The following is a 23,029-nucleotide window of genomic DNA, read 5'->3' on the forward strand; positions in this document are numbered from 1 at the left end:
ATGGGCGACAATCGGTACCAAAAACCTCAAATGCTGTTGATTTCAAACAATTGTTATGGCAATGCGCTCATCGTATTGAATGAAATGCGAAAACCCTGAAGGAGCAAATTATGCGTTTCGGTAAAATTGGTATGGCTGCAGTTGCAGCCTCAGCTTTGGTTGCTACACCTGTGTTCGCACAGGCTGCTCAGCCAGTTTCAAAAGTTTCTCAACCTGTTCGTGCTGATGCATCTGCAGACAAAGAAGAGAACCTTGCAGGCGGATCGGGCATTATCATTGCTGTTCTCGCTGCTGCTGCAGTAATCGGTGGCATTGTCATCGCGGCTGACGGAAGCGACGATGATCCAACAAGCCCCTGAATATAGGCGCTAAACTGATTTAAAATGGCGGCCTTTTGGCCGCCATTTTTTTGCTCGCTCACTAAAAAAGAAACTGGTTCCCATACGAAACTGAACACACCGGTTGCACTTGATCGTCAGATTTCCCATATCCGTTTTATGACAAAAAATCAGCAACATGGCATGCAGCAATGGCATGGCACCACCATCCTCTCCGTCCGTAAAAATGGCAAAGTCATCGTCGCTGGCGATGGTCAAGTTTCTATGGGCCAGACGGTTATGAAACCCAACGCGCGCAAGGTTCGGCAATTGCACGATGGTTCGGTAATCGGCGGTTTTGCAGGTGCTACCGCGGATGCTTTTACCTTATTCGAGCGTTTGGAAGCAAAACTGGAACGCCATAACGGCCAACTGATGCGCGCGGCCGTGGAACTGGCAAAGGATTGGCGAACGGACAAATATTTACGTAATCTTGAAGCTATGATGATCGTGGCCGATAAAGACGTCACACTAATCCTCACCGGAAATGGCGATGTGCTGGAACCCACCCAAGGTATCGCGGCGATCGGATCGGGCGGGAATTTTGCACTTGCTGCTGCCCGAGCTCTGATTGACTATGAAAAAGACGCTGAAAAGCTGGCACGCAAAGCCATGACGATTGCCGCAGAAGTCTGTGTTTATACCAATGACCAGGTCACGGTCGAAATACTGGACAGCAATGGATAAGTTTCTATTGTTTAGTCGGTGATATCAGCTCCACCTCTTAACCGCAGATCGTTAATCGCAAGCGGCGCATCACTTCTCGGAGCTGCGGCTTTGTCGGGATGCACAACCACCGGCCAGCCCTCAGCACTGCTTTCGCAAAAAAAATGCCTTTCTCCGGTAAGAGCAGCCCCCGGCAGAGTTATTCGTGAAATAGTAGGGCTGCGTCCGTTTCGCAGATCTGGGTTCGTCGTGCGCCGACAGGCACTGGGCGACCAACAAATAGTCCATAATTATGGCCATGGCGGCGGCGGTATCACCCTAAGCTGGGGCAGTTCTCGGTTAGCGGTGGATTTGGGCTTGCCGGGTCATCGGGGGCCAGTCGCCGTTCTTGGTGCTGGCATTATGGGCCTCACTACCGCGCGACTGCTGCAGGAAGCCGGCCAGGCTGTGACCATTTACACTAGTAAATTACCGCCCTTCACAACCTCTAATATCGCAGGCGGCCAATGGTATCCCAGCAACGTATTTCGGCATTCTGCCCTTACTCCTGAATTCCAGCAACAATTTATCGCGGCTGCGGAATATAGCTATCAACGCTATCAACTGCTTGTCGGCGAACGATATGGAATACGCTGGATGCCCAATTATGAGCTATCGTCATCGCCAATCAACATGGGGCGAACCAGTCGGATGATTGCATCCATGTTGCCGGATCGGCGAACGCTAAGCCCAGAAGAAAATCAATTCGCCTCAGCCCATGTTGGTGTTTGGCAAGCCATGTTCATCGAACCCGCACGGTTCTTACGAGAACTGCAACGCGACATATTGATCGCTGACGGACAAATCAAAGTCCGCCATTTTGCAAACCGCGCGCAAATATCTGAATTGCGGGAGACACTGATCTTCAATTGCACCGGTTTGGGTACCGGACAATTATTCGATGACGAAGAACTTATACCCTTACGCGGTCAGCTTTCCATTCTATTACCACAACCGGAAATCGACTATGCCTATACCACATCGAATGGCCTCTATATGTTTCCGCGATCTGACGGAATTGTTCTGGGAGGCACGAGCGACGCAGGCAATGCCGATCTGACGCCGAGCTCTCAAACGACACGCTATTTAGTGCGTGGCCACAACGCCATTGCCGACGCTATGCGCTGTGGTTGATAAATAACAATAAACCCCCAAATCTGCTTCTCAATAACATTCTCACACTGGATATATATGAACAACGAACTTACCCCAAAGGCCATTGTCAAGGCGCTAGATGAACATATTGTAGGACAAAAAGACGCCAAACGTGCGGTTGCTGTCGCGTTACGCAATCGCTGGCGAAGGCAGAATCTCCCGGCCGAGTTGCGTGAAGAGGTTACGCCTAAGAATATTTTGATGATCGGGCCGACTGGTTGCGGCAAGACCGAGATATCACGCCGCCTTGCCAAACTTGCCGATGCGCCGTTTATCAAAATTGAAGCGACGAAATTTACCGAGGTTGGCTATGTCGGCCGCGATGTGGAGCAGATTGCTCGCGACCTTGCCGAAGAAGCTGTGCGCTTAGAGCGCGAACGACGTCGGTCAGCGGTACGCGAATCAGCCACAGACGCGGCGATGAAGCGTTTGCTCGACGTACTTTGCGGGGAAAATGCCAGCGAAGCGACACGGGAAAGCTTTCGTCAGAGAGTTGTCGATGATCATATGAACGATACCGAAATCGAAATTGAAGTGGAAGATACGCCAACTGCACCGATGGATATTCCAGGCATGTCTGGCCAGGTCGGGATGATCAATCTGTCGGATATGATGGGCAAAGCATTCGGTCAGAACCCTATGAAACGACGAAAAATGCGGGTTGCTGACGCTTGGGATAAATTGATCGAAGAAGAATCCGACAAGCGCCTGGACGATGACGATATTGCTCGGGCTGCGATCACTGATGCAGAGTCAAACGGCATTGTCTTCCTCGACGAAATCGACAAAATAGCGGTTAGCGATGTTCGTGGAGGGTCGGTTAGCCGTGAAGGTGTGCAACGTGATCTGTTGCCACTGATCGAAGGTACAACGGTTGCGACCAAATATGGTCCGATGAAGACTGATCATATATTGTTTATTGCATCCGGTGCATTCTCAATCTCCAAACCCAGCGACATGTTGCCTGAGCTGCAAGGGCGGCTGCCTATCCGCGTAGAACTACGTGCCTTGACGGAAGAGGATTTCGTCCGAATTTTGACCGAAACAAAAGCGAATTTACCCAAACAATATATCGCTCTTTTGGGCACTGAAGACGTGACTATAGATATCACGAAAGATGCGATTGAAAAGCTGGCTCAGATTGCTGCGAACGTAAACGAGACCGTTGAAAATATCGGAGCACGTCGACTGCAAACGGTGATGGAAAAACTGCTCGAAGATATCAGCTTTGATGCGGAAGACCGCAAAGGAGATACAATTGTTGTAGACGCTGGTTATGTCGATAAACAGCTATCCGATGTTGCCAAGGATACGGATTTGTCAAAATATGTGCTATAAATTCATCCGTATATCAACATGGTGGAGGACTAAATGGCTGAGGGTGGATGTTATTGTGGGTCAGTGCGTTTTGAAATTTCTGGTGAACCAGTCAACCAATCGATCTGTCATTGCCGTGATTGCCAGAAAAGCAGCGGCGCAGCTTCCGTGGCCTGGATCATGCTCGGACAGGACGAATTCTCAATAACCAATGGAGAACTCAAAGCGGTAGAAGGTCAAGGCGGTGCCCAGCGTCTTTTCTGTGCAAATTGCGGGACAGGAATTGCTTATAAAAACGCCAATATATTGCCAGGCATGGTAGATATCCAAACTGCTACTCTCGATATGCCGGATGCCTATATTCCAGAAATGAATATCCAGCTTGCTGAACAAATAGGTTGGGAAAAAACAGCCCATGAGATACCGGGCTTTGATCGCTTTCCGCCACAGGAATAGATTTATTTGTAACCTTTTGACATCGGCTTGCGAATAACTCAGACTAACTATCAGGAGTGTTTATTTTGAAACGGATCGCCTCACTATTTGCTTTAATCCCTGCCCTTGCCTTTTCGGCCTGCTCCGAGCCTGGGCCGTCACAAACCAACAGCGAAGAAAACACGGAGTCCACGGAAACAGAAACAGTCGATGAAGTTGTTGAAGTACCGACGATAGACGCAGGTTTAGCTATCGGAGCGACAGCACCACTAGCCGCGAAGTTTCAAACCGGCGACGGCGAAAAAACGCTCGAAACTGTTTTGGAAGATGGACCAGCTATTCTTGTCTTCACGCGATCCGTCGAATGGTGCCCGTTCTGTCAAACGCAATTAAAGGGCATTGATGCGATCGTCAGTGACCTACAACAGCGTGGCTATAACCTATATGGGGTTAGCTATGACAGCGTCGAAAGCCAGGACCGTTTCTCCAAGAATCAGATGCTTGAATATACCATGTTGTCTGACGAGGGTTCCAAGGCAATCGACGCCTTCGAATTACGTGATCCGCAATATACCGAAGGCAAAGCTGTCGGCGTTCCTTATGCTTCTATTATTGTCATAGACAAAGACGGCAAGATTGTCGCAAAATCGGTATCGGGTGACTTTAAAAAGCGCCCTACGAATGATCAACTATTGGCTATAGTAGACGCCATTTAAATCTGAATCATCGCGAACGCCCAGTGGAAGCCGCGTCTTTTGCGACTGCGGCTTTCGCATTTCCCTCTGGTAATACCAAAAGCTTCCATTCCGTCGAATCCTTCAGATATTTCTGCGCGAGTTGCTGCACTTCTTCGGGCGTAATCACGGTATAATCGCTCAGCAATGTTCTCAGGACAGTGAACTTCTTGGGGTTATAGCTTGCACCTTCCAGCTGGCTCATCCAGAAGCTGTTACCGCTGCTTGCCCGCGCGATAAGTTGCCGAAGTGGTTCGACAATTCGTTTTAACTCATCCGGACTGACCGGTTTTTCGCGCAGGTCTTTGGCAATAAACTCAGCGACCCCGTAAAATCGATCTACATTACTTGGGGTCAATTGGCTCGACGCGCTAATATAGCCGCCACTCTGAAAAGCTACCGGCCAGCTGTTTACTACCTGCGGACTATAGCTGGCCCCTTCTTGCGACCGAAGGATCTCGAACATCCGGTCATTGAAAATGGAAACCAACACCTCCAACCGCCTGCTTTCTCTTATGTTTTCCAGTCCGCCGCCGGTAGGCCATGCAATTAACGCCGCCGCCCGTTCCTGATCTCCCTTGTGCACCAATATTTCGGGCGCAGACTTAGATTCCGGGAACATCGGTGATTTGACACCATCAGGCATGTCGTCAGGTTTCCGCTTTTTTAGCGCGCCAAAGGTCTTGAGTACGGCCTCTACAGCTTCATCACGATCAAAATCGCCAAATAGCATCAGCTCAATTGGGCCGCTTGCCAAAATCGGTTTCCAGAATTTTTTAAAATCCTTGGGGGTCAAGGCATTGAAATCGTCTTTGTCAGGGGTTTTCCAACGCAGATCCTTACCTCGCACCAACCACTCCAGATCTCGCTGCAATACAGCCTGCGGCGAAGCAGCAAAGCTATCATAACCGATTAATGATGCGGCACGTCCACGAATGACAGGAGCCTCGTCCCAGCGCGGGCGGTGTAGCTTAGCAGCTATAAGATGAAGTTGGTCCTCTAGGTCAGCCGCGCGCGTATCAGCCTTGATTTCATAAGCGTCATCATCAATTTCGAACCCCAATCCGATCCGCCGTCCAGTCGTGATTTTGTCCAGCTCTTCCTGACCTAACTTGCCGATACCGCTGGCCATCAAAGCCATTCCGCCAGTCCAAGCTAGATTTTCTTCGCTAGGATCCAATCCACTATATCCTCGGCCAAAACGCGCATTGACCATTATCTTGTTTTGCTCCGCCTTGTTGGGAAAGAGCAGAACCCGAACGCCATTGGACAGAATGAGTTTCTCAATATCAAATCGGGAAATTTTTTCCGATGATTTGACTTTCCCAGCGCGGCCGATTCGAGGCAGCGCATCAAAGCCCAGATTGGCCTGCTTCACTCGTACATTGCTCGCCGCGCTAACTTCTTCATTCAACGCCGCTGCAAGTTTGGTTTTCCCGTCGTCCACCACGGTCGGCGACGTCAGTAACACCCGGGTCGCCGTTCCATCGAACAATTTCTGCGTGGATTCCAATAACCGCTGAGGTGTGTAGAGATTGCGCATTGACCGAAAGACATCCAGTGCTGTCTGAGGCGTTGCGACGGTTTCTCGAATATCTACTGCATTAACAATATCGTCGGCCTGCTTGCGAGCCGCTTCCGTCGCATAGCCCTCGGCACCGATTGCAAGAGCAGCGTCAAATTCCGCTATCTCTCTGGCAATATCCTCTTCAGACGGCGCCTGTGTTGTGGCGTCGGCGATCACTCCTCTTACATCCTTAAGCGCCGCAGCCCAGTCTTCGCTCAATGGTACAATGTTAACAAATGTTCCATCGATCGAACGGCTTACATCTTCCTGATTTACATTGGCCTGAAGATAGCTACCCCCTGCCCTGGCCCGCGCTTCCAGCCTGCGATTAATCATTTGAAGGGCTAGCAAATCAATCAACAGTTGTTGGTTATAGGCAATAGTATCATCAACCTGTTCCCAAGGACGGGCAACAACCATCGAAATATACCGCGGTAGGGTAGGCTCGATAACAAGCCGACTGATATCACTGTTGCTATCAGGATCACCAAAATCGGGGGCAACACCAGCCTCTCCCTTGCCCTTCCATGCGGAAAAGTGCTTTTTAATTAGCGCTTCAAATTCAGCTGGCTCCCCATCGCCAGCAATAACGATCACTGTATTTTCCGGACGATACCAGCGCTGATGAAACAATTGCAGCATTTGCGGTGTTGCCGCTGCCAGTGACTCGGGCGTGCCAATGGGCGCTCTGCTCGCAAGACGCTGACCAGCAAAAAATAGCTCGCGCGTCGCGTCTTGAACCTTGGTCTGAGGCCCCTGCCTTTCCTGCAGTTCCGCTAATACAACTGGGCGTTCGGCATTGACCGCTATGGTGTTAAGACCTGGTGCACTAACCATACCCGAGATGATTTTGATACTCTCATCCAGGCTGGTGGGATTGGCATTTGGCAGATCAAGCTTGTAAACAGTCTGTGTCGGTGTCGTTTCGGCATTGCTGTCACTACCAAAAGTAGCACCCAATCGCTGCCAAACGCGCTTTGCTTCACCATCGGGTACATATGTAGACCCACGGAACGACAAATGCTCCATGAAATGCGCAAACCCCTGTTCGTGGTCTTGTTCCATCAAAGAGCCGGCATCAATCCGAACCCGAATGGACACTTGCCCTGGAGGGACACCATTATTTTTGACCGCATAGCGCAGCCCGTTATCAAGCACCCCGAAGGTCCAGCTCTTGTCAATCGGAACGTCGCTACCCTTGTAAAGCCAAGGCTTTTCAGCGCTAATCTCCGCCTCAGTTTCCTGCACTTGCGCAAAAACCGACGATGGAAGCGCAATTGCGGCAAAAATAGTAAATTGGGCGAAAAAGCGGCAAAATGCGCGGGTGTGTATGTTCATATTACGGGTTATAAGCAGGGCCTATCTTACTGGCCAGTGAATAAAGCCAGTTAGATTCATGCAAAAAATTGATCGATAGGGCTGCATGTTTTGATAGCAAGGAGCCAAGTTTAACCTTGATAGCCCGCGCAAATGCTCCCACATATTAGAAATGTTGATAGAAACTGAAAAAACTCCGAACCCGTCCACGCTCAAATTCTTGATGGGCCAGACCGTTATGGCTGACGGGACAAGAGATTTTGCTTCACCAGAAGATGCTGAAATCTCTCCTCTTGCAGAGGCTCTGTTTACCTTAGGCGATGTAGCCGGTGTCTTTTTCGGATCGGACTTCGTGTCGGTTACCGCCGGTCCCGGATCAGAATGGACGGATGTCAAGCCGCAAGTGCTGAGCATTTTGCTTGACCATTTCTCTGCAGACTTACCACTGTTCAAGCCCGGATCTGCCGGAGACATTCATATTCCGCCCGAAGAAGAAGTGCATGATGATCCTGAAGATGCGGATATCATTGCACAGATTAAGGAATTGATTGAAACCCGGGTTCGCCCTGCCGTTGCAAATGACGGTGGCGACATCGTATATCGCGGGTTCAACCGCGGTATCGTATTTCTGAAGATGCAAGGTGCTTGCGCAGGATGTCCATCATCAACCGCCACACTGAAACACGGCATCGAATCTTTGCTCAAACATTATGTGCCGGAAGTTGTAGAAGTCAGAGCCGCATAACCAAACTATAAATCAAAACAAACATACGGGGACCGAATGAATCAGCCACTTGATGATGCTGCACTGGATCAGCTTTTTCGTGAAGCACGAACTTATAACGGATATCATGATAAACCAGTAACTGTGGAGCAGCTTCATGCGATATGGGACCTGATGAAGATGGGACCAACCAGTGCTAATATGTTGCCGGCTCGGATGGTCTGGTGCCATAGTCAAGAAGCAAAACAACGCCTTGCGGACTGCGCTGGTGAGGGAAATAAAGACAAGATTGTCAAAGCCCCCGCTGCTGTCGTCATTGGTATGGACCAAAATTTTCACGAATATCTGCCGGAACTCTTCCCGCATACCGATGCAAAAAGCTGGTTTGATGAGGATCCTGAAGGCCGGGTTGAGGGCGCGATGCGAAATAGCTCTTTACAAGGGGCTTATTTCATTCTCGCGGCCCGCGCTATAGGGCTGGATACCGGCCCGATGTCAGGCTTCGACAATACAGCGGCAGACAATGCTTTCTTCGGTGACCAGCCAAATGTGAAATCGAATTTCATCTCGACGCTTGGCTATGGTGATCCTTCGACGATTTTTGACCGTAGTCCACGCCCTGACTTCGACAAATTTAACACGATTATCTGACGGTTAGCGCCAGATTAATGGGCAAGCGCATACTCGCAATCGACACTGCTACAACGGCTTGCTCGGTGGCTCTTTTCGAAAATGGAAAGTCTATAGCCCATAGCTACGAAGAAATTGGCCGCGGTCATGCGGAAAAGCTAGTGCCAATGATCGCGCAATTGCCCGGCAAAGGGCGCGCTGATCAGATCATGGTCAATTGCGGTCCAGGGAGTTTCACTGGCGTTCGCATCGGTCTTTCTGCCGCAAAGGCTCTGACTATGGCTTGGCATGCGGAAATTTCCGGATATCAATGTCTGCATCTTGTGGCTGCACAGGCTTTGGTTAAAATGAAACAAGCTGCCCCTATTTTTGTCGCTATGGTCGGCGGTCATGGTGAGTATTTTGTCCAGAATTTCGCTTCCGACGGAAGCGCCACGGATGAATTGTTATCACTGTCCCCGGAAGCAGCTTTGCGTCATGCACAGTCAGATGTGTTTGCAGGCTCCGCAGCAAAGCCCTTAGCCAAACTGACAAAAAAAGCTATATTTTACTCGATCTTGCCCGACGCCGCTAAGACGATATTGTTGAACAACAACTACGAATTTCTGATAGCTGCGCCCGTCTATGGGCGTGCCCCCGATGCTCAACCGGCGCATTAGGCTTAGCATATGCCTGAATTTAAACCAGATTTTGAAGAAGTTGCGGCACCAGATGGGATGCACGATGCAATCGCGCTTGAATATAGTGGATATGACCAGCTGCAAGTAGTTATGCGCATTATGCGCTCTGCGTTTTCGAGTATTTACGGAGAATCGTGGAACGAACACCAATGCCGGTCGATGCTGTCTTTACCAGGTACTCGATTGATGCTTGCCCGCTATGCCCAGCAACCTTGCGGATTTGCGATCAGCAGAGAAATAGCCGGCGAAGAAGAATTATTGATGATTGCAGTCGATCCAAAATATCAAAATGCGGGTATTGGCCTGGCGATCTTAAAGAAACTTATCTCAGATGCCGAAAATAACGGAACTATAGCCGTGTTTTTGGAGGTGCGTTCCAACAACCCTGCACAAAGCCTATATCAAAAGCTGGGGTTTAAGAAAATTGGACTTCGGCCGGCATATTATACAGGTAGTAACAAAGAAAAGTTTGATGCCATCACGTATAAGAAATCTTTGTGACGGTTAAAGTAACGCAAATTCAACACACTATATAGTTTGATCGTTGATAATCCCCATTGCCCGTGCAAATGGCTGCCCAGCAAAAAATTGCTCAAAACCATAAAATGGTCGCACTAAGAGGTATATATGACAGAGGAAGATATTGCTCTGAATGAGACGCTCATTACGCTCACTTCAGATATTGTTGCCGCGCATGTCAGTAATAACAGCGTCGCTGTTTCTGATTTACCGCTCATCATTAATAATGTGCATGGCGCACTAGCCGGTCTATCTGGAAAAGCTGCTGAACTGGCACGCGCTGAACCCGCCGTACCAATTAAATCATCGATCAAGCCGGACTATATCGTCTGTTTGGAAGACGGTAAGAAATTGAAAATGCTCAAGCGGCATTTGATGACTCATTATGGTATGACGCCAGACGAATATCGCGTCAAATGGGGTTTGCCGAGCAACTATCCAATGGTTGCACCCAATTACGCTGAACAGCGCCGGGAACTGGCAAAAGCCATAGGTTTGGGGAAGAAAAAGAAAAAGCGCTAAACCGCCTCTCTTTTCGATTTTTACCAAAGGGAAAATTGCGGATGGTTTCGCAATTTTCCCTTTGCTTTATTGTCAACCGAGAATAGGGTATTATGTAACTATCGGAATGGAGCAAATGCCGGACAAAATTGATCTTGAAAAGTTATGTGCCGAAAAAGGCCTTCGAATAACCGACCAGCGCCGGGTCATTGCCCGAGTTATTTCTGACGCAGATGACCATCCCGATGTGGAGACACTGCACGAGCGCGCTTCTGCCGTTGATTCTCGTATATCCATAGCCACTGTTTATCGCACCGTTCGCCTATTTGAAGAAGCTGGTATCCTTGATCGCCATGACTTTGGTGATGGGCGTGCACGCTATGAAGCCGTTCCCGAAGCACATCACGACCATCTGATCGATGTGGAAACCGGTAAGGTTATTGAATTTGTAGATCCTGAACTCGAAGCCCTGCAAAAGGTAATTGCTGAGAAACTCGGATACAGACTAGTCGACCATCGTATGGAGTTATATGGCGTATCCTCTGACCGAAAGAGCTAGCGCCAATCAGCCTTTGACTTCGGTGGTGGGGGCACTGCTTATCGGATTACGGACTTTGGGCATCTTGCTCAGCTTACTCATTTGCTTACCCATGCATTATCTCTGGCGGCTATTGCGTTTACCTTCGCCATGGCCGCGCTTTTTCCTTCAGCTGGTGGCGACCAATTGTGGCGCTGTGATTAAAACAAAAGGCAACCGGTTGAAACATGACGTTTTCTACGTCTCCAATCATATCAGCTGGTTTGATATACCGGTGGTTGCTGGGGTCACGGGCTGCACATTTGTAGCCCAAGACGGTATCGCCAGCTGGCCGATTATCGGATGGCTTTGCCGCATCAACAAGACGATTTTTGTCTCTCGAACCGATCGGATGCAGGTCGGTGATCAAATTGATATTATTCGCGAGGCCATTGAAGAAAAATATCCAATCACCGTATTTCCCGAGGGTACGACTACGGATGGGCATAGTTTGCTGCCGTTCAAGCCCTCCCTATTCCAAGCCATGGCACCACCGCCTAAACCGACCATGATTCAACCTGTGCTCTTAGACTATGGGGACGTCAGCAAAGATATTGCATGGGTCGGCGATGAGTCCGCCGTCGATAACGCCAAGCGGCTATTCGGTCGATGGGGCATCATTCCGACAACCCTGCACTTTATTGAACCCTTTGATCCGGCTGACTTTGGTGATCGGAAGGCGATTTGCGCAGAGGCAGAACGACGGATTGCTAAGGCGCTTTCCGCTTCCCTGTCGGGAGAGCCCGTTGTATAGGCTGCGGTCATGAATCGATCCAATCCTAAGAAGTTCCGTGTCAAATCCTTCGGCTGTCAAATGAACGTCTATGACGGTGAGCGCATGTCGGAAATGCTTGTCGATCAGGGCATGTCGAGTGCCGCCGATGGCGAAGATGCCGATTTGGTGGTCCTAAACACTTGCCACATTCGTGAAAAAGCAGCTGAAAAGGTCTATTCCGATATCGGGCGCTTGCGCGGCAAGGATGGTAAGAGCCCGATGATTGCTGTCGCAGGTTGTGTGGCGCAAGCGGAAGGCAAAGAAATTTCGCGACGCGCGCCTAGCGTCGATATTGTCGTTGGTCCGCAAGCCTATCACAGACTGCCCGAACTGATCGAACGCGCCAAAACTGGCAAAAAAGCGATCGATACTGACATGCCCGCGGCATCAAAATTCGATATCCTTCCAACCCGCAAGAAACAGGCTCGTCCGACGGCCTTTTTGACCGTGCAGGAAGGGTGTGACAAATTTTGTACCTATTGCGTAGTACCCTATACAAGAGGTGCAGAAATTTCTCGGCCTTGGGCTGACCTGGTCAACGAGGCACAGGCGCTTGTTGATGGCGGTGTGAAAGAGATTACCCTGCTCGGTCAGAATGTGAATGCCTGGACCAGCGAAGATGACAAAGGCAAGCTGCAAGGCCTCGATGGTCTGATTCGCGCATTGGACGGGATCGACGGCCTGGAGCGGATAAGATATACAACCAGTCATCCCAACGACATGACCGAAGCCCTGATAGCTGCACATGGTGAGATACCCGCGCTCATGCCTTACTTGCACCTTCCGGTACAATCAGGCAGCGACCGTATCCTAAAGGCTATGAATCGTTCGCATACGACCCAGAGCTATCTCGATATTCTAGCCCGTATGAGAGAGGTCAGACCGGATATTGCCATTTCTGGTGATTTTATCGTTGGTTTTCCCGGCGAAACAGATGCGGATTTTGAAGATACCTTGGCTGTGGTTCGAGAAGCCAACTATGCCCAAGCCTATTCATTCAAATATTCACCGCGCCCGGGCACTCCGGCGACTGTGATGGATGACCAAATTGCTCCTGAAGTCATGGACGAACGGCTCCAACGGCTTCAGGCATTGCTGAACGAACAGCAATATGACTTTAACAAGCTGGCTCTTGGCCGTCGGACAGATATCTTGCTGGAGCGCAATGGCAAACTTGACGGGCAACTGGTCGGCAAAACCCCATGGTTGCAATCGGTCCATATCATCGCTCCTGAATTGGCGATTGGTGATATGGTTGATGTCACAATCGAAAGTGCTGGACCCAATAGTCTGCAGGGGAAAATGACACGGAGAGAAGCTGCTTAATGGCCAAAAAAAATATTGCTGAAGACAAGATCAATCTGGTGACGTTGGACGTCGAATTTGAAGACCCCCAGATCTTAGGCGACCTTTTTGGTGAATATGACCGCAACATCGTGGCGATTGAAGATCGCTTGGGCGTTTATATTGCAGCCCGAGGCACCAAGCTAAAAATTGAAGGCGAAGAAGAAACGGCGACACAAGCCCGTGATGTTTTGATCGGCATCTATAAACGGCTGGAAGAAGGGCAAGAAATCGATGCGGCCGTCGTGGAAGCGATTATTGGTATGGTTGCGGATCCCCGATTATCTAAAATAGCAAAATCTGATAATGCTCGGAAACCGGTTAAAACCGACCTCTCAGCGCCGCCCAAGGTGATGATTAAGACGCGCAAAAAAACCATCTTTCCGCGCTCTGTTCGTCAAGCCGACTATATGGAAAAGCTGGCCCGTGACGACATGATTTTTGCGCTGGGTCCTGCGGGTACCGGCAAAACCTATCTGGCCGTAGCGCAAGCCGTTTCTCAGCTAATTACAGGATCAGTCGATCGCCTGATTCTATCCCGCCCAGCGGTAGAAGCTGGCGAGAAAATCGGTTTTCTGCCGGGCGATATGAAGGAGAAAGTCGATCCTTTCCTGCGCCCGCTTTATGATGCGCTCTACGATACACTGCCGGCAGAACAGGTCGAACGGCGGATTGAAAGCGGTGAAATTGAAATCGCACCAATCGCGTTCATGCGCGGTCGGACTTTAGCGGATGCCTTTGTGATATTGGACGAAGCGCAGAACACAACGACAGCGCAGATGAAAATGTTCCTTACCCGTTTCGGTATGAATAGCCGGATGGTCATTTGCGGGGATCCGAAGCAGGTCGATTTGCCAAGCGGCGCAACCTCTGGCCTGGCCGACGCGGTGCAGAAACTGGACGGGGTCGATAGCGTCAGCATGGTGAAATTCGGCGCTGCTGATGTCGTTCGCCATCCGCTGGTTGGAAAAATAGTCGAGGCCTATGAAGGCAAAGATGCTGCGGATTGAACTCAACAAGGGCGCGAATTGGAGCGATGAGATTGATTGGCAGGAACGAAGCGAAAAGGCTTCAACTGCCGCGCTTTCGGTATCTTCTTACGGCCAACTGGCTCAGCAAAATTTCGCCTTGGAGATCAGTGTAAAGTTGTCTGACAATGATGAAGTCCAACAACTCAACGCCGCTTATCGCGGTAAAGACAAACCAACCAATGTTCTATCCTTCCCTCTAGTGCCGCATGACCTTCTGCAATCCCTGTCTAATAGCGATGATGGCGAAGTGCTGCTCGGCGATATCATCATGGCGCATGATGTTTGCGCTCAAGAGGCAGATGAAAAATCGATAACGATGGCCGACTATATGTCGCACCTGTTGGTCCATGGCGTTTTGCATTTATTAGGCTATGATCACGAAACAGAAGCAGACGCTTTGATTATGGAAGCTTTGGAAGTAAGAGCGCTCCAAAATTTGAGCATTGCCAACCCTTATATCGATCGACATACGGAATGAGTGACGAAGAATAGAAATATGCCAGAAGATAATAATAACAACGGGAGCGGCGGGCGATCTTCATCCACGCCTCTTAACGAGGATGATGAACCGGGGCGAATATGGCGCAGCCTGAAAGCCATGGTTTTCGGGGAAGCGGAGGATAACTCGCTACGCGCGCAACTCGAAGAGGTCATCGACGAACATGAAAGCGATGGCGAAACCGACAAAAACGGCGATCCGGACATCTCTCCGGTTGAGCTCGAAATGCTGCGTAACCTGCTCCAGTTTAGCGACCACCGGGTGGATGACGTAGCTGTCCCACGAGCAGATATAATCGCAATTGAGGAAAATGCTCCCTTCAGCGAATATGTCGAAATATTCTCAGAACATGGGCATAGCCGTATCCCGGTATATCGCGATAATCTCGATACGATAATCGGGATGATCCATATCAAGGACATCTTCGCGCTGGTCGCAAAGGGCGGTACACCACCGACCGATATAACACCCTATCTCCGCCAACCCAGATTTGTTCCAGAATCAATGGGGGTATTGGATTTACTTGCAGAAATGCGGGCAACTCGAACCCATTTGGCAATTATTTTTGACGAATATAACGGGACGGAAGGCCTCGTTACGATCGAAGATCTTGTTGAAGAGATTGTCGGCGATATTGAAGACGAACATGACGATGAACCAGTCCCGATGCTAAAACCACTAGATGGCGGAATTTGGGAAGCAGATGCGCGCGCAGAGTTGGAAGATGTCGGTGAGGAAATTGATCCGGCCTTGGCCGAGATTGACGAAGACATTGATACAATTGGCGGCCTTTCGTTTGTTTTAGCCGGGCATATTCCAAAAACTGGTGAAATGTTGGACCATCCCAGCGGCTGGCAGCTTCAAATATTAGAAGCCGATGATCGCCGTGTGACCAAGCTGCGCTTGTTGCCGCCTAACCCCGATATGGCTGCTGCTGATCACATAGGTTGAATATCTGCCAGTTGAGCGGCGCGTTTGCGCCATGTTTCGGCCAATACCGGTATATTCGATAACGCACGCAATTCTGCCCCCTGCCCTTTATGTTTGCCGCCGATGATTAAACCAAATAGTCGGTCAAGCGGCCAATCGGGATGATGACGGTCTTGCTGGATCATATCATCCCCTGCACGAACCTTTCCAGTCTCTAACACTCTAAAGTAACTGCCAGATTTTCTTGTTTTGATTACCGTTTTCAAGACGTCCGGATGTCCAAAATGATGATTGAGCTTCCAGCATGGTTGCCGCGCATGACTGCACTCTATCAAGGCTTCACCAACACGAAAAACATCGCCTAAACACAGCTTATCCTCAGTTAGCCCAGAACAACTAAAGTTTTCGCCAAAAGCTCCGGGGCGATTCAAAATGTCGAGATCCGGATATTTATCTTTCCAAAATTCGTAATGCTCAACAGGATAAAGATGCACTGCCTTATCTCGGCCGCCATGATGCAACGGATCAGCGACTTGATTGCCTGCCAAGCCAAGTGGCCCCAGAACAATTGCCTGATCGACTAGCTGCTTGGCTATCGCGCTCATCTCGCCATCTTCGCGAAATGGCTTGGGAGTGCCAATTAAAAGGTTATCAAGCTTTGTTTCAATCATTTACTACAGCTAACGACCCAAGTTCATATTGGCAATTTCCGTTTGATTATGCTTGAAGGCGCGAATGGAAATAAGTGACCTTCGCATTGCCTTATATAGTGGCAATTATAATTTTGTGCGCGATGGTGCCAATCAGGCTTTAAATCGGCTAGCGGAATATCTACTCCGCAAAGGGGCTGCTGTGCGGGTTTATTCGCCCACAACGGATACCCCGGCTTTTGAACCAACCGGTGATTTGATCAGCGTGCCATCCTTTGCCTTTCCCGGACGTGGTGAGTATCGTTTTCCGACTCATATTTCCAGCAGTGCAAAGAGTGATCTTGCTGAATTCAATCCGAATATAATCCAGATTTCGAGCCCCGACAGAGTCGGTCACCGGATGGTCAGCTGGGCACGGAAAAAAGATATTCCTGTACTTGCATCCGTTCATACCCGGTTTGAAACCTATCCGCGCTACTACAACCTGGCCTTTTTGGAACCAGTAATCGAAGCGATATTGCGTCGTCTTTACCGCCGCTGCGATGCACTTGTCGCGCCATCGGAGTCGATGGCACAGGTCCTGCGCCAACAACGGATGAACTATGATGTCGGGATATGGTCGCGCGGCGTCGATAAGGATGTCTTTAGTCCGTCAAAGCGGGATATGTCCTGGCGTCAATCCTTTGGCATCACTGATGATGAGCCGGTTATTGGTTTTCTTGGCCGATTGGTGATGGAAAAGGGACTCGACGTGTTTTCCGATACGATCGATGAATTGAAACGGCGCGGGATCAAGCACCGGGTCATCATTATCGGCGAAGGCCCGGCGAAGCAATGGTTTGAAGAGCGGATGGACAATGCGATTTTTGCTGGTTTTCAGCAAGGACATGATCTTGGCCGTGCGGTTGCGAGCATGGATATGCTGTTCAACCCATCAGTTACTGAAACCTTTGGTAATGTAACACTTGAAGCCATGGCATGCGGCCTGCCCGTCGTTGCCGCCAAAGCAACTGGTAGCCAAAGCCTCGTTAAAGATAAAGAATCCGGTATGCTGGTGACACCGGGTGCAATACAGGACTTTGCCGATGTTCTTCAGCTTTACTGCCAGGATGAAGCCATTCGAAAAATCCACGGTTCAGCTGGCGAAAAACGCGCCGACCAATTCAGCTGGGACCAGATTAATCAGACTGTGGCCGAAACGTATATCCGCCTGATCCGGCAACGTCAGTCCGGACAGAGCCCGATCAAACAGGCTGCGGTGCGCTAGATCCGCTTATCGCAAGATACCCTTCGCGGTCATCGTGCGAGAATACCAGATCAACAAAATGATCGATAACCAGATCAAGGCGGTAAAAACCCAGATGCCGGGCGAGCTTAGACTTGGCGGCATATCAGCTGTCATCTGATAAATTGAGGATCCTATTAATCCGGCCAAGGATATTGCGAACGCGACGATGGCATGGCGGCTGCGGAATAATATCAGCAAAGAGCCAATAAGGGCACCCCAAACACCAAGCGCCCAAACTGCGTCGGCCCAAGCCGGAAAAGCGTAAAAATAGTCGAGCTGTTCAGGGGTGAAACCACTCATGTAAGACTCATTGCGCGTTTGCGTCATCGTATAGTCAAGCGCTCCGCCAAAATTCCAAATTGTAGCAACGATGCCAACAACCCATAAGTGCCATGGCGTCGCTGGTCTATGACCGCTTTCAATTGCGGTTTCCACTGTTTCAGACATGTTTTCCCTCCCTGTTCTCCAAAGACATCATATCACGAGCTGTGCTGACAACAAAATTTAGCGGAAGCACAGGAACATGCTGGTTTTCAGACCAGAAAATGCCATAACAACACCCAATGGAAGATTTTTTCGCCACCGATGACGCTCAGACTGATCAGGACGTGATCCCGGCCAATGCACCATTGGCCGAACAGCTCAGGCCGCGAAACCTTGAGGATGTAGTTGGCCAGGATCATCTGGTGGGAAAAAACGGGGCATTGAAACGCATGATCGTGGCCGGAAAGCTGTCTTCGATCATTTTCTGGGGTCCACCAGGAACCGGCAAAACGAGCTTGGCTCGGTTGCTCGCCAATGAAACGGAGTTGCATTTTCACGCGATATCAGCCGTTTTTTCCGGTGTCGCCGATCTAAAAAAGGTTTTCGCAGAGGCCGAGAAGCGACAAAGGATCGGCAAGCAAACCCTGCTATTCGTGGACGAAATCCATCGCTTCAATCGCTCTCAACAAGATAGCTTCCTGCCCTATGTCGAGAAAGGCACAGTTATACTCGTTGGGGCAACTACAGAAAATCCGTCGTTTGAACTCAATGCCGCCCTGCTCAGTCGTACGCAGGTATTGATCCTCAATCGTCTGGATAGCGTTGCTCTCGGTCAGCTTTTGACCAAGGCCGAAGAATTGACAGGCCGTCCTTTACCCGTGACCGATGGCGCACGAGATGCTTTAATCGCTAGCGCAGATGGTGATGGTCGCTTTCTCCTCAACCAGGCCGAAACGCTGTTTTCGCTCGAAATTGAGAAACCGCTTGATTCTGCTGCTCTCGCGGAGCTGCTCCACCGACGCATGGCCGTCTATGATAAAGACCGCGAAGGCCACTATAACCTGATATCCGCTTTGCATAAATCGCTGCGTGGTTCTGACCCCCAAGCGGCGCTCTATTATTTGGCGCGTATGTTGGTGGCGGGCGAAGAACCGCTCTATGTCCTTCGACGCATTGTTCGCTTTGCGAGTGAGGATATAGGATTGGCTGATCCACAGGCGTTGGTGCAGGCGCTTGCCGCAAAAGATGCCTATGATTTTCTCGGGAGCCCGGAAGGCGAACTCGCCATAGCGCAGGCTTGCCTCTATTGCGCCACAGCCCCTAAATCCAACGCCGCTTACAAAGCTCAGAAATCTGCCTGGAAATCAGCGAAAAAGACGGGATCTTTAGTGCCGCCCCAAAATATCCTCAACGCGCCAACTCAGCTGATGAAGGACATCGGTTATGGCGAAGGATATAGCTATGACCATGAGAGCACTGAAGGCTTTTCGGGCGACAATTATTGGCCAGAAGAGATGGAGCCAGAGCGATTTTACGATCCGGTCGATCGCGGATTTGAACGTAAAATCCGTGAACGGTTGGACTATTGGGAGAATTTAAGACGTGAAATGGCACGCTCATAATGTCAATATCGGCAAACCCTGTATCATGAAGGCTAAGGGTTGATGACCAGCATCTATCGCGCCGCTACTTGCACCGCTTTAACTGGCCCGGACTCTATCCGGATCAATGAGATAGAGACAAAACCGCTACAAACTGGAGAGGTTCGAATAGCTGTAAAGGCCGCCGGCTTAAACTTTCCCGACCTGTTAATGACCTATGGCAAATATCAATTCCGCCCCGACCCTCCCTTCGTTCCCGGGCTAGAGGTTGCCGGCGAGGTAATTGAGATCGCGTCGGATGTGACCGCTTTCGCCATTGGCGATCGCGTAATGGGGGGCAGCAAAGGAAATGGATTTGCAGAACAGATTGTTTTGCCAGAAACTGCGGCTCGGCCGTTGCCGGAAGCGTTATCGTTCACTGAGGGCGCATGCTGGCACGGCGCAGCTATTACAGCTTGGCATGCCTTAAACGACAAAGCCGCTTTGCGTGCCGAAGAAACTATCCTCATATTGGGGGCGAGCGGAGGCGTTGGAATGGCTGCTGTCAAACTTGCCAAGCACAAAGGCGCTGTCGTGATAGCCACTGGTTCTAACAACACAAAGCGCACAGCAATTGAGGAGGCCGGAGTAGACCACAGCCTTGATCCCGCCGACCCTAAGCTCGCCGCCAAAGTGAAAGCCTTGACCGATGGCAAAGGCGTTGATGTGGTATTCGATCCCGTCGGCGGCGACTTGGCAATAACCGCAACCCGATCCATCAGCTGGGGCGGTCGGTATCTCATCGTTGGCTTTGCCAGCGGAGACATTCCTGCGTTCCCAGCGAACCATGCGCTGATCAAAGGCTATAGTCTTATCGGACTGCGCGCCGGTGAAAGCGCCAGGCGTGATCGGGACCTAGCTGAGCGCAGCGAGCAGGCGCTGAGTAGCCTGGCAGCCGAAGGGGTGATGCGGCCCCACATTTCACATAGCTTTACGCTCGACAATGCGGCTGATGCTTTGCGCATCTTGGAACAAAGAGCCGTCATTGGACGTGCTGTGATCGACATGACGCTTTGATCTTTATTGTGGATAATACTTAGTTTTACATCGGTTAGGCCATGTTGCGCACTATCGCTTGGTCAAATAACGTGATATTAACATGATCATACGAACTTGTTCATAATAGGGGAAATTTAATGGATGGAATGAGAATAGGCAATTATGCGCTCGATACCGAGCTCATGATGGAGTTAGGGGAGAAGGCTGGCCTTGCGCTGCTCGTTCTTCTCGCGACCTGGTTATTGGCAAAAGCAGCGAAATGGGCTTTCGCCAAACTCGTTGACAACGTTAAATTCCTGCAACGCGATACATCCGCTGGTAGTTCTGTAGGTGAATCTCTCGGCAAAATTGTTTCATTGCTAATTTGGCTGTTTGGCTTGCTGATTATATTGCGTGTGCTCGGCCTGGGCGGTGTAGATGCCCCGATACAGACGCTGTTGAATAGTATTATGTCATTCGTTCCCAATCTCTTGGGCGCTGCGATAATATTCTTCATCGGTTTGGTTGTGGCACGCATTGTACGTGACCTTCTGGTGACAACATTGCAGACTGTAGACTTCGACAAATGGGCCAATCGCGGCGGTGTCGACACTGTGACAGGCAATACTCAGATCAGTAAGACTCTAGGCACCATCGCCTATGTTTTGATCATCATTCCGATCGCAATTCTGTCGCTTGAAGCGCTGCAACTGGAATCTGTTTCTGGTCCAGCCAGCGATATGCTGCGGATGATTCTTGCCGCTATTCCTAACATTATCGGCGCTGCAATCATTCTCGGCATTGGGTATCTGATCAGCAAATTCGTTGTTCAGATCATCAAGGAAGTTCTGCCGGGTCTGGGCGTTGATCAATCGGTTGCTGCGATGGACATATTGCCTAGCAGCACATCGCTTACTTCGATCCTGGCGCGTATTGCACAGATTGCGATCATGCTATTCTTCGCAATCGCCGCGACGCGCATGTTGGGCTTTGCTGAATTGACGGTCATTCTGGATCAGATTCTGGAACTGGGTGGACGGGTCATCTTTGGCGGCGTGGTTATCGGTGTTGGCTTCCTGATCGCAAATTTGCTGGCACGGGTTATCGGTGGAACCGGTGAAAGCCCGATGGCGGCAACGATTGTACGCTATGCTGCAATCGTGTTGTTCACTTTCATGGGCCTTCAGTTCATGGGTGTCGGTGAGGAAATCGTCGAGATGGCGTTTATGGCGCTCGTCATTGGCGGCGCTGCGGCAGCGGCCCTGGCCTTTGGCTGGGGTGGTCGAAACGTGGCTGGCAAGGTCTTGGAAGACTTGCACGCCAATCCGCCAAAGCCAAAAGCGCCGGCTGCGCGCAAACCGGCAGCGCGCAAACCAGCTGCAAAAAAATAAGCGGACAGACTATAGAAAAGCTAAGGGCGGGTCTTTGGGACCTGCCCTTTTCTTTTGCCTATCTCGTTCTGCCCATTTCCCTTCAAATGCGAGATGGGTTAGGAATTGATGATGCGCCGCTTCTCTCATTTCACTTGTGTTGACTGGTCTGGTGCCAAGACCGAACGACCTGGCGGCATTGCGCTTGCAACGATAGGACCGGACGGACCGCCTGCCCTGCTATCAGCTAACCCCAGATGGTCGCGCGAGAACGTCCGCGATTGGTTGCTTAAGCTTGCGTTAGAAAAACAGGATATGCTGATCGGTTTTGATCTGTCTATGGCCCTGCCGTTTCATGATGTCGGAAGTTACTTTCCAGAATGGGAAGCCAGCCCTTCCCATGCAACTGATTTGTGGCAATTGGTTGATACCTTATCCGCCGTCGATCCTTATTTAAACGTTCTGTCATTTCTTGATCACCCCGAAGCGACACGCCATTTTCGCCATAGCCGCGATCATGTTGGCGACTTGTTTATCGGCGGCACTGGTCGGTTGCGTGTCGTTGAGCAACATCAACGTGAAACCCGTCAGGCCAATAGCGCCAGTTGTTTCAATCTGGTCGGAGCCGCGCAGGTTGGAAAGTCCAGCCTCACCGGAATGCGAATGCTGCATCAACTAAACGGCGCTATTCCGGTTTGGCCGTTCGATCCTATTCCCGATCGCGGGCCGATGATTGTGGAAATCTATACAACGATCGCCGCCCTGGCCGCTGGACTGCCGAAGGGTAAAAGCAAGATCAGGGACCGTGATGGACTGGAGGCGGCACTTAACGCACTGCAAACGCCTCTACCCGCCATGTTGTCGCGATATGATGATCATAGTACAGATGCCCTGATCACCGCGGCATGGCTGAAGAATGCAAGCACAGACATGCGCTTGTGGCATCCGCCCATGCTGACCGATGAAATAGCACAAAAAGAAGGCTGGACCTTTGGCATTTTTTGAAGCAAAGAGCGCTCGTT

Annotated in this window: 25 protein-coding genes; 22 read left to right on the plus strand and 3 right to left on the minus strand. The window is 50.4% G+C overall.

Features of this window, described 5'->3' with window-relative positions; translation table 11 throughout:
* The first annotated feature begins 110 nt into the window (after positions 1 to 110).
* The 6 genes from J4G78_RS02880 to J4G78_RS02905 all read left to right on the plus strand — a co-directional run bounded on the left by J4G78_RS02880 (position 111) and on the right by J4G78_RS02905 (position 4,705).
* Positions 111 to 359 (plus strand): hypothetical protein, encoded by a 249-nt coding sequence (locus J4G78_RS02880; protein WP_207988373.1) that lies wholly within the window; start codon positions 111 to 113, stop codon positions 357 to 359.
* 162 nt (positions 360 to 521) lie between these two features.
* On the plus strand, positions 522 to 1,064 hold the full coding sequence (gene hslV, locus J4G78_RS02885; RefSeq protein WP_207988374.1) for an ATP-dependent protease subunit HslV: 543 nt from the start codon (positions 522 to 524) through the stop codon (positions 1,062 to 1,064).
* 18 nt (positions 1,065 to 1,082) lie between these two features.
* Entirely contained in the window at positions 1,083 to 2,216 is a 1,134-nt protein-coding gene (locus tag J4G78_RS02890; protein WP_375140349.1) for an FAD-dependent oxidoreductase, read from the plus strand.
* 57 nt (positions 2,217 to 2,273) lie between these two features.
* The gene (hslU, locus tag J4G78_RS02895) at positions 2,274 to 3,575 is read left to right on the plus strand and encodes an ATP-dependent protease ATPase subunit HslU (protein WP_207988376.1); all 1,302 of its coding nucleotides are present in this window, start codon (positions 2,274 to 2,276) and stop codon (positions 3,573 to 3,575) included.
* A 33-nt stretch (positions 3,576 to 3,608) separates the two neighbouring features.
* Entirely contained in the window at positions 3,609 to 4,010 is a 402-nt protein-coding gene (locus J4G78_RS02900) for a GFA family protein (RefSeq protein ID WP_207988377.1), read from the plus strand.
* 65 nt (positions 4,011 to 4,075) lie between these two features.
* Positions 4,076 to 4,705 (plus strand): peroxiredoxin family protein, encoded by a 630-nt coding sequence (locus J4G78_RS02905; RefSeq protein WP_207988378.1) that lies wholly within the window; start codon positions 4,076 to 4,078, stop codon positions 4,703 to 4,705.
* 7 nt (positions 4,706 to 4,712) lie between these two features.
* Here the strand turns inward: J4G78_RS02905 and J4G78_RS02910 are convergent, their stop codons facing one another.
* Positions 4,713 to 7,628 carry a M16 family metallopeptidase gene (locus tag J4G78_RS02910; RefSeq protein ID WP_207988379.1) on the minus strand — a complete coding sequence of 972 codons (2,916 nt, stop codon included), beginning with the start codon at positions 7,626 to 7,628 and terminating at the stop codon, positions 4,713 to 4,715.
* Positions 7,629 to 7,779: 151 nt separating this feature from the next.
* On the opposite strand from J4G78_RS02910, the gene J4G78_RS02915 reads away from it, so the two are divergent.
* From J4G78_RS02915 to J4G78_RS02965, 11 genes are all read left to right on the plus strand, one after another.
* Entirely contained in the window at positions 7,780 to 8,352 is a 573-nt protein-coding gene (locus J4G78_RS02915) for a NifU family protein (RefSeq protein ID WP_207988380.1), read from the plus strand.
* 36 nt (positions 8,353 to 8,388) lie between these two features.
* Positions 8,389 to 8,982, plus strand: coding sequence for a malonic semialdehyde reductase (locus J4G78_RS02920; RefSeq protein WP_207988381.1), 594 nt, complete (start codon positions 8,389 to 8,391; stop codon positions 8,980 to 8,982).
* 17 nt (positions 8,983 to 8,999) lie between these two features.
* Complete coding sequence (gene tsaB / locus J4G78_RS02925) at positions 9,000 to 9,620, plus strand: tRNA (adenosine(37)-N6)-threonylcarbamoyltransferase complex dimerization subunit type 1 TsaB (RefSeq protein ID WP_207988382.1); 621 nt, start codon at positions 9,000 to 9,002, stop codon at positions 9,618 to 9,620.
* Between the two features lie 9 nt (positions 9,621 to 9,629).
* On the plus strand, positions 9,630 to 10,142 hold the full coding sequence (gene rimI / locus J4G78_RS02930) for a ribosomal protein S18-alanine N-acetyltransferase (RefSeq protein ID WP_207988383.1): 513 nt from the start codon (positions 9,630 to 9,632) through the stop codon (positions 10,140 to 10,142).
* Positions 10,143 to 10,268: 126 nt separating this feature from the next.
* Positions 10,269 to 10,682 (plus strand): Ros/MucR family transcriptional regulator, encoded by a 414-nt coding sequence (locus J4G78_RS02935; RefSeq protein ID WP_207988384.1) that lies wholly within the window; start codon positions 10,269 to 10,271, stop codon positions 10,680 to 10,682.
* Between the two features lie 115 nt (positions 10,683 to 10,797).
* Positions 10,798 to 11,220, plus strand: coding sequence for a Fur family transcriptional regulator (locus J4G78_RS02940; RefSeq protein ID WP_109357225.1), 423 nt, complete (start codon positions 10,798 to 10,800; stop codon positions 11,218 to 11,220).
* Entirely contained in the window at positions 11,192 to 11,992 is an 801-nt protein-coding gene (locus J4G78_RS02945) for a lysophospholipid acyltransferase family protein (protein ID WP_207988385.1), read from the plus strand. Before J4G78_RS02940 ends, J4G78_RS02945 begins: the two co-directional genes overlap by 29 nt.
* 9 nt (positions 11,993 to 12,001) lie before the next feature.
* Complete coding sequence (miaB, locus tag J4G78_RS02950) at positions 12,002 to 13,339, plus strand: tRNA (N6-isopentenyl adenosine(37)-C2)-methylthiotransferase MiaB (protein ID WP_207988386.1); 1,338 nt, start codon at positions 12,002 to 12,004, stop codon at positions 13,337 to 13,339.
* Complete coding sequence (locus J4G78_RS02955; protein ID WP_207988387.1) at positions 13,339 to 14,367, plus strand: PhoH family protein; 1,029 nt, start codon at positions 13,339 to 13,341, stop codon at positions 14,365 to 14,367. Before miaB ends, J4G78_RS02955 begins: the two co-directional genes overlap by 1 nt.
* On the plus strand, positions 14,354 to 14,866 hold the full coding sequence (gene ybeY / locus J4G78_RS02960; RefSeq protein WP_207988388.1) for an rRNA maturation RNase YbeY: 513 nt from the start codon (positions 14,354 to 14,356) through the stop codon (positions 14,864 to 14,866). Before J4G78_RS02955 ends, ybeY begins: the two co-directional genes overlap by 14 nt.
* A gap of 18 nt (positions 14,867 to 14,884) precedes the next feature.
* Entirely contained in the window at positions 14,885 to 15,838 is a 954-nt protein-coding gene (locus J4G78_RS02965; protein WP_207988389.1) for a hemolysin family protein, read from the plus strand.
* On the opposite strand, the gene J4G78_RS02970 is transcribed toward J4G78_RS02965, so the two are convergent.
* Positions 15,826 to 16,488, minus strand: coding sequence for an MOSC domain-containing protein (locus J4G78_RS02970; protein WP_207988390.1), 663 nt, complete (start codon positions 16,486 to 16,488; stop codon positions 15,826 to 15,828). The two genes, J4G78_RS02965 and J4G78_RS02970, sit on opposite strands and share 13 nt — an antisense overlap.
* 64 nt (positions 16,489 to 16,552) lie before the next feature.
* Between J4G78_RS02970 and J4G78_RS02975 the strand changes: the two genes are divergently transcribed.
* Positions 16,553 to 17,734, plus strand: a complete 1,182-nt coding sequence (locus J4G78_RS02975; protein ID WP_207988391.1) for a glycosyltransferase family 4 protein — start codon at positions 16,553 to 16,555, stop codon at positions 17,732 to 17,734.
* A gap of 6 nt (positions 17,735 to 17,740) precedes the next feature.
* Here the strand turns inward: J4G78_RS02975 and J4G78_RS02980 are convergent, their stop codons facing one another.
* Positions 17,741 to 18,202: a hypothetical protein gene (locus J4G78_RS02980; RefSeq protein WP_207988392.1), complete on the minus strand. Its 462-nt coding sequence runs from the start codon at positions 18,200 to 18,202 to the stop codon at positions 17,741 to 17,743.
* Between the two features lie 116 nt (positions 18,203 to 18,318).
* Between J4G78_RS02980 and J4G78_RS02985 the strand changes: the two genes are divergently transcribed.
* From J4G78_RS02985 to J4G78_RS03000, 4 genes are all read left to right on the plus strand, one after another.
* Positions 18,319 to 19,641: a replication-associated recombination protein A gene (locus J4G78_RS02985; protein ID WP_207988393.1), complete on the plus strand. Its 1,323-nt coding sequence runs from the start codon at positions 18,319 to 18,321 to the stop codon at positions 19,639 to 19,641.
* 42 nt (positions 19,642 to 19,683) lie between these two features.
* Positions 19,684 to 20,676: an NADPH:quinone oxidoreductase family protein gene (locus J4G78_RS02990; protein ID WP_207988394.1), complete on the plus strand. Its 993-nt coding sequence runs from the start codon at positions 19,684 to 19,686 to the stop codon at positions 20,674 to 20,676.
* A 128-nt stretch (positions 20,677 to 20,804) separates the two neighbouring features.
* Positions 20,805 to 22,028: a mechanosensitive ion channel gene (locus J4G78_RS02995; RefSeq protein WP_207988395.1), complete on the plus strand. Its 1,224-nt coding sequence runs from the start codon at positions 20,805 to 20,807 to the stop codon at positions 22,026 to 22,028.
* A 111-nt stretch (positions 22,029 to 22,139) separates the two neighbouring features.
* Entirely contained in the window at positions 22,140 to 23,012 is an 873-nt protein-coding gene (locus J4G78_RS03000; protein WP_207988396.1) for a hypothetical protein, read from the plus strand.
* Positions 23,013 to 23,029: the final 17 nt, after the last annotated feature.

The sequence above is a fragment of the Parasphingorhabdus cellanae genome (assembly GCF_017498565.1).
Lineage (GTDB): Bacteria > Pseudomonadota > Alphaproteobacteria > Sphingomonadales > Sphingomonadaceae > Parasphingorhabdus > Parasphingorhabdus cellanae.

Coding starts and splice junctions, on each gene's coding strand:
- J4G78_RS02880 (WP_207988373.1), top strand. CDS start 111: ATGCGTTTCGGTAAAATTGGTATGGCTGCAGTTGCAGCCTCAGCTTTG.
- hslV (WP_207988374.1), top strand. CDS start 522: ATGCAGCAATGGCATGGCACCACCATCCTCTCCGTCCGTAAAAATGGC.
- hslU (WP_207988376.1), top strand. CDS start 2,274: ATGAACAACGAACTTACCCCAAAGGCCATTGTCAAGGCGCTAGATGAA.
- J4G78_RS02900 (WP_207988377.1), top strand. CDS start 3,609: ATGGCTGAGGGTGGATGTTATTGTGGGTCAGTGCGTTTTGAAATTTCT.
- J4G78_RS02910 (WP_207988379.1), bottom strand. CDS start 7,628: ATGAACATACACACCCGCGCATTTTGCCGCTTTTTCGCCCAATTTACT.
- J4G78_RS02915 (WP_207988380.1), top strand. CDS start 7,780: ATGTTGATAGAAACTGAAAAAACTCCGAACCCGTCCACGCTCAAATTC.
- J4G78_RS02920 (WP_207988381.1), top strand. CDS start 8,389: ATGAATCAGCCACTTGATGATGCTGCACTGGATCAGCTTTTTCGTGAA.
- tsaB (WP_207988382.1), top strand. CDS start 9,000: ATGGGCAAGCGCATACTCGCAATCGACACTGCTACAACGGCTTGCTCG.
- rimI (WP_207988383.1), top strand. CDS start 9,630: ATGCCTGAATTTAAACCAGATTTTGAAGAAGTTGCGGCACCAGATGGG.
- J4G78_RS02935 (WP_207988384.1), top strand. CDS start 10,269: ATGACAGAGGAAGATATTGCTCTGAATGAGACGCTCATTACGCTCACT.
- J4G78_RS02940 (WP_109357225.1), top strand. CDS start 10,798: ATGCCGGACAAAATTGATCTTGAAAAGTTATGTGCCGAAAAAGGCCTT.
- J4G78_RS02945 (WP_207988385.1), top strand. CDS start 11,192: ATGGCGTATCCTCTGACCGAAAGAGCTAGCGCCAATCAGCCTTTGACT.
- miaB (WP_207988386.1), top strand. CDS start 12,002: ATGAATCGATCCAATCCTAAGAAGTTCCGTGTCAAATCCTTCGGCTGT.
- J4G78_RS02955 (WP_207988387.1), top strand. CDS start 13,339: ATGGCCAAAAAAAATATTGCTGAAGACAAGATCAATCTGGTGACGTTG.
- ybeY (WP_207988388.1), top strand. CDS start 14,354: ATGCTGCGGATTGAACTCAACAAGGGCGCGAATTGGAGCGATGAGATT.
- J4G78_RS02965 (WP_207988389.1), top strand. CDS start 14,885: ATGCCAGAAGATAATAATAACAACGGGAGCGGCGGGCGATCTTCATCC.
- J4G78_RS02970 (WP_207988390.1), bottom strand. CDS start 16,488: ATGATTGAAACAAAGCTTGATAACCTTTTAATTGGCACTCCCAAGCCA.
- J4G78_RS02975 (WP_207988391.1), top strand. CDS start 16,553: ATGGAAATAAGTGACCTTCGCATTGCCTTATATAGTGGCAATTATAAT.
- J4G78_RS02980 (WP_207988392.1), bottom strand. CDS start 18,202: ATGTCTGAAACAGTGGAAACCGCAATTGAAAGCGGTCATAGACCAGCG.
- J4G78_RS02985 (WP_207988393.1), top strand. CDS start 18,319: ATGGAAGATTTTTTCGCCACCGATGACGCTCAGACTGATCAGGACGTG.
- J4G78_RS02990 (WP_207988394.1), top strand. CDS start 19,684: ATGACCAGCATCTATCGCGCCGCTACTTGCACCGCTTTAACTGGCCCG.
- J4G78_RS02995 (WP_207988395.1), top strand. CDS start 20,805: ATGAGAATAGGCAATTATGCGCTCGATACCGAGCTCATGATGGAGTTA.
- J4G78_RS03000 (WP_207988396.1), top strand. CDS start 22,140: ATGCGCCGCTTCTCTCATTTCACTTGTGTTGACTGGTCTGGTGCCAAG.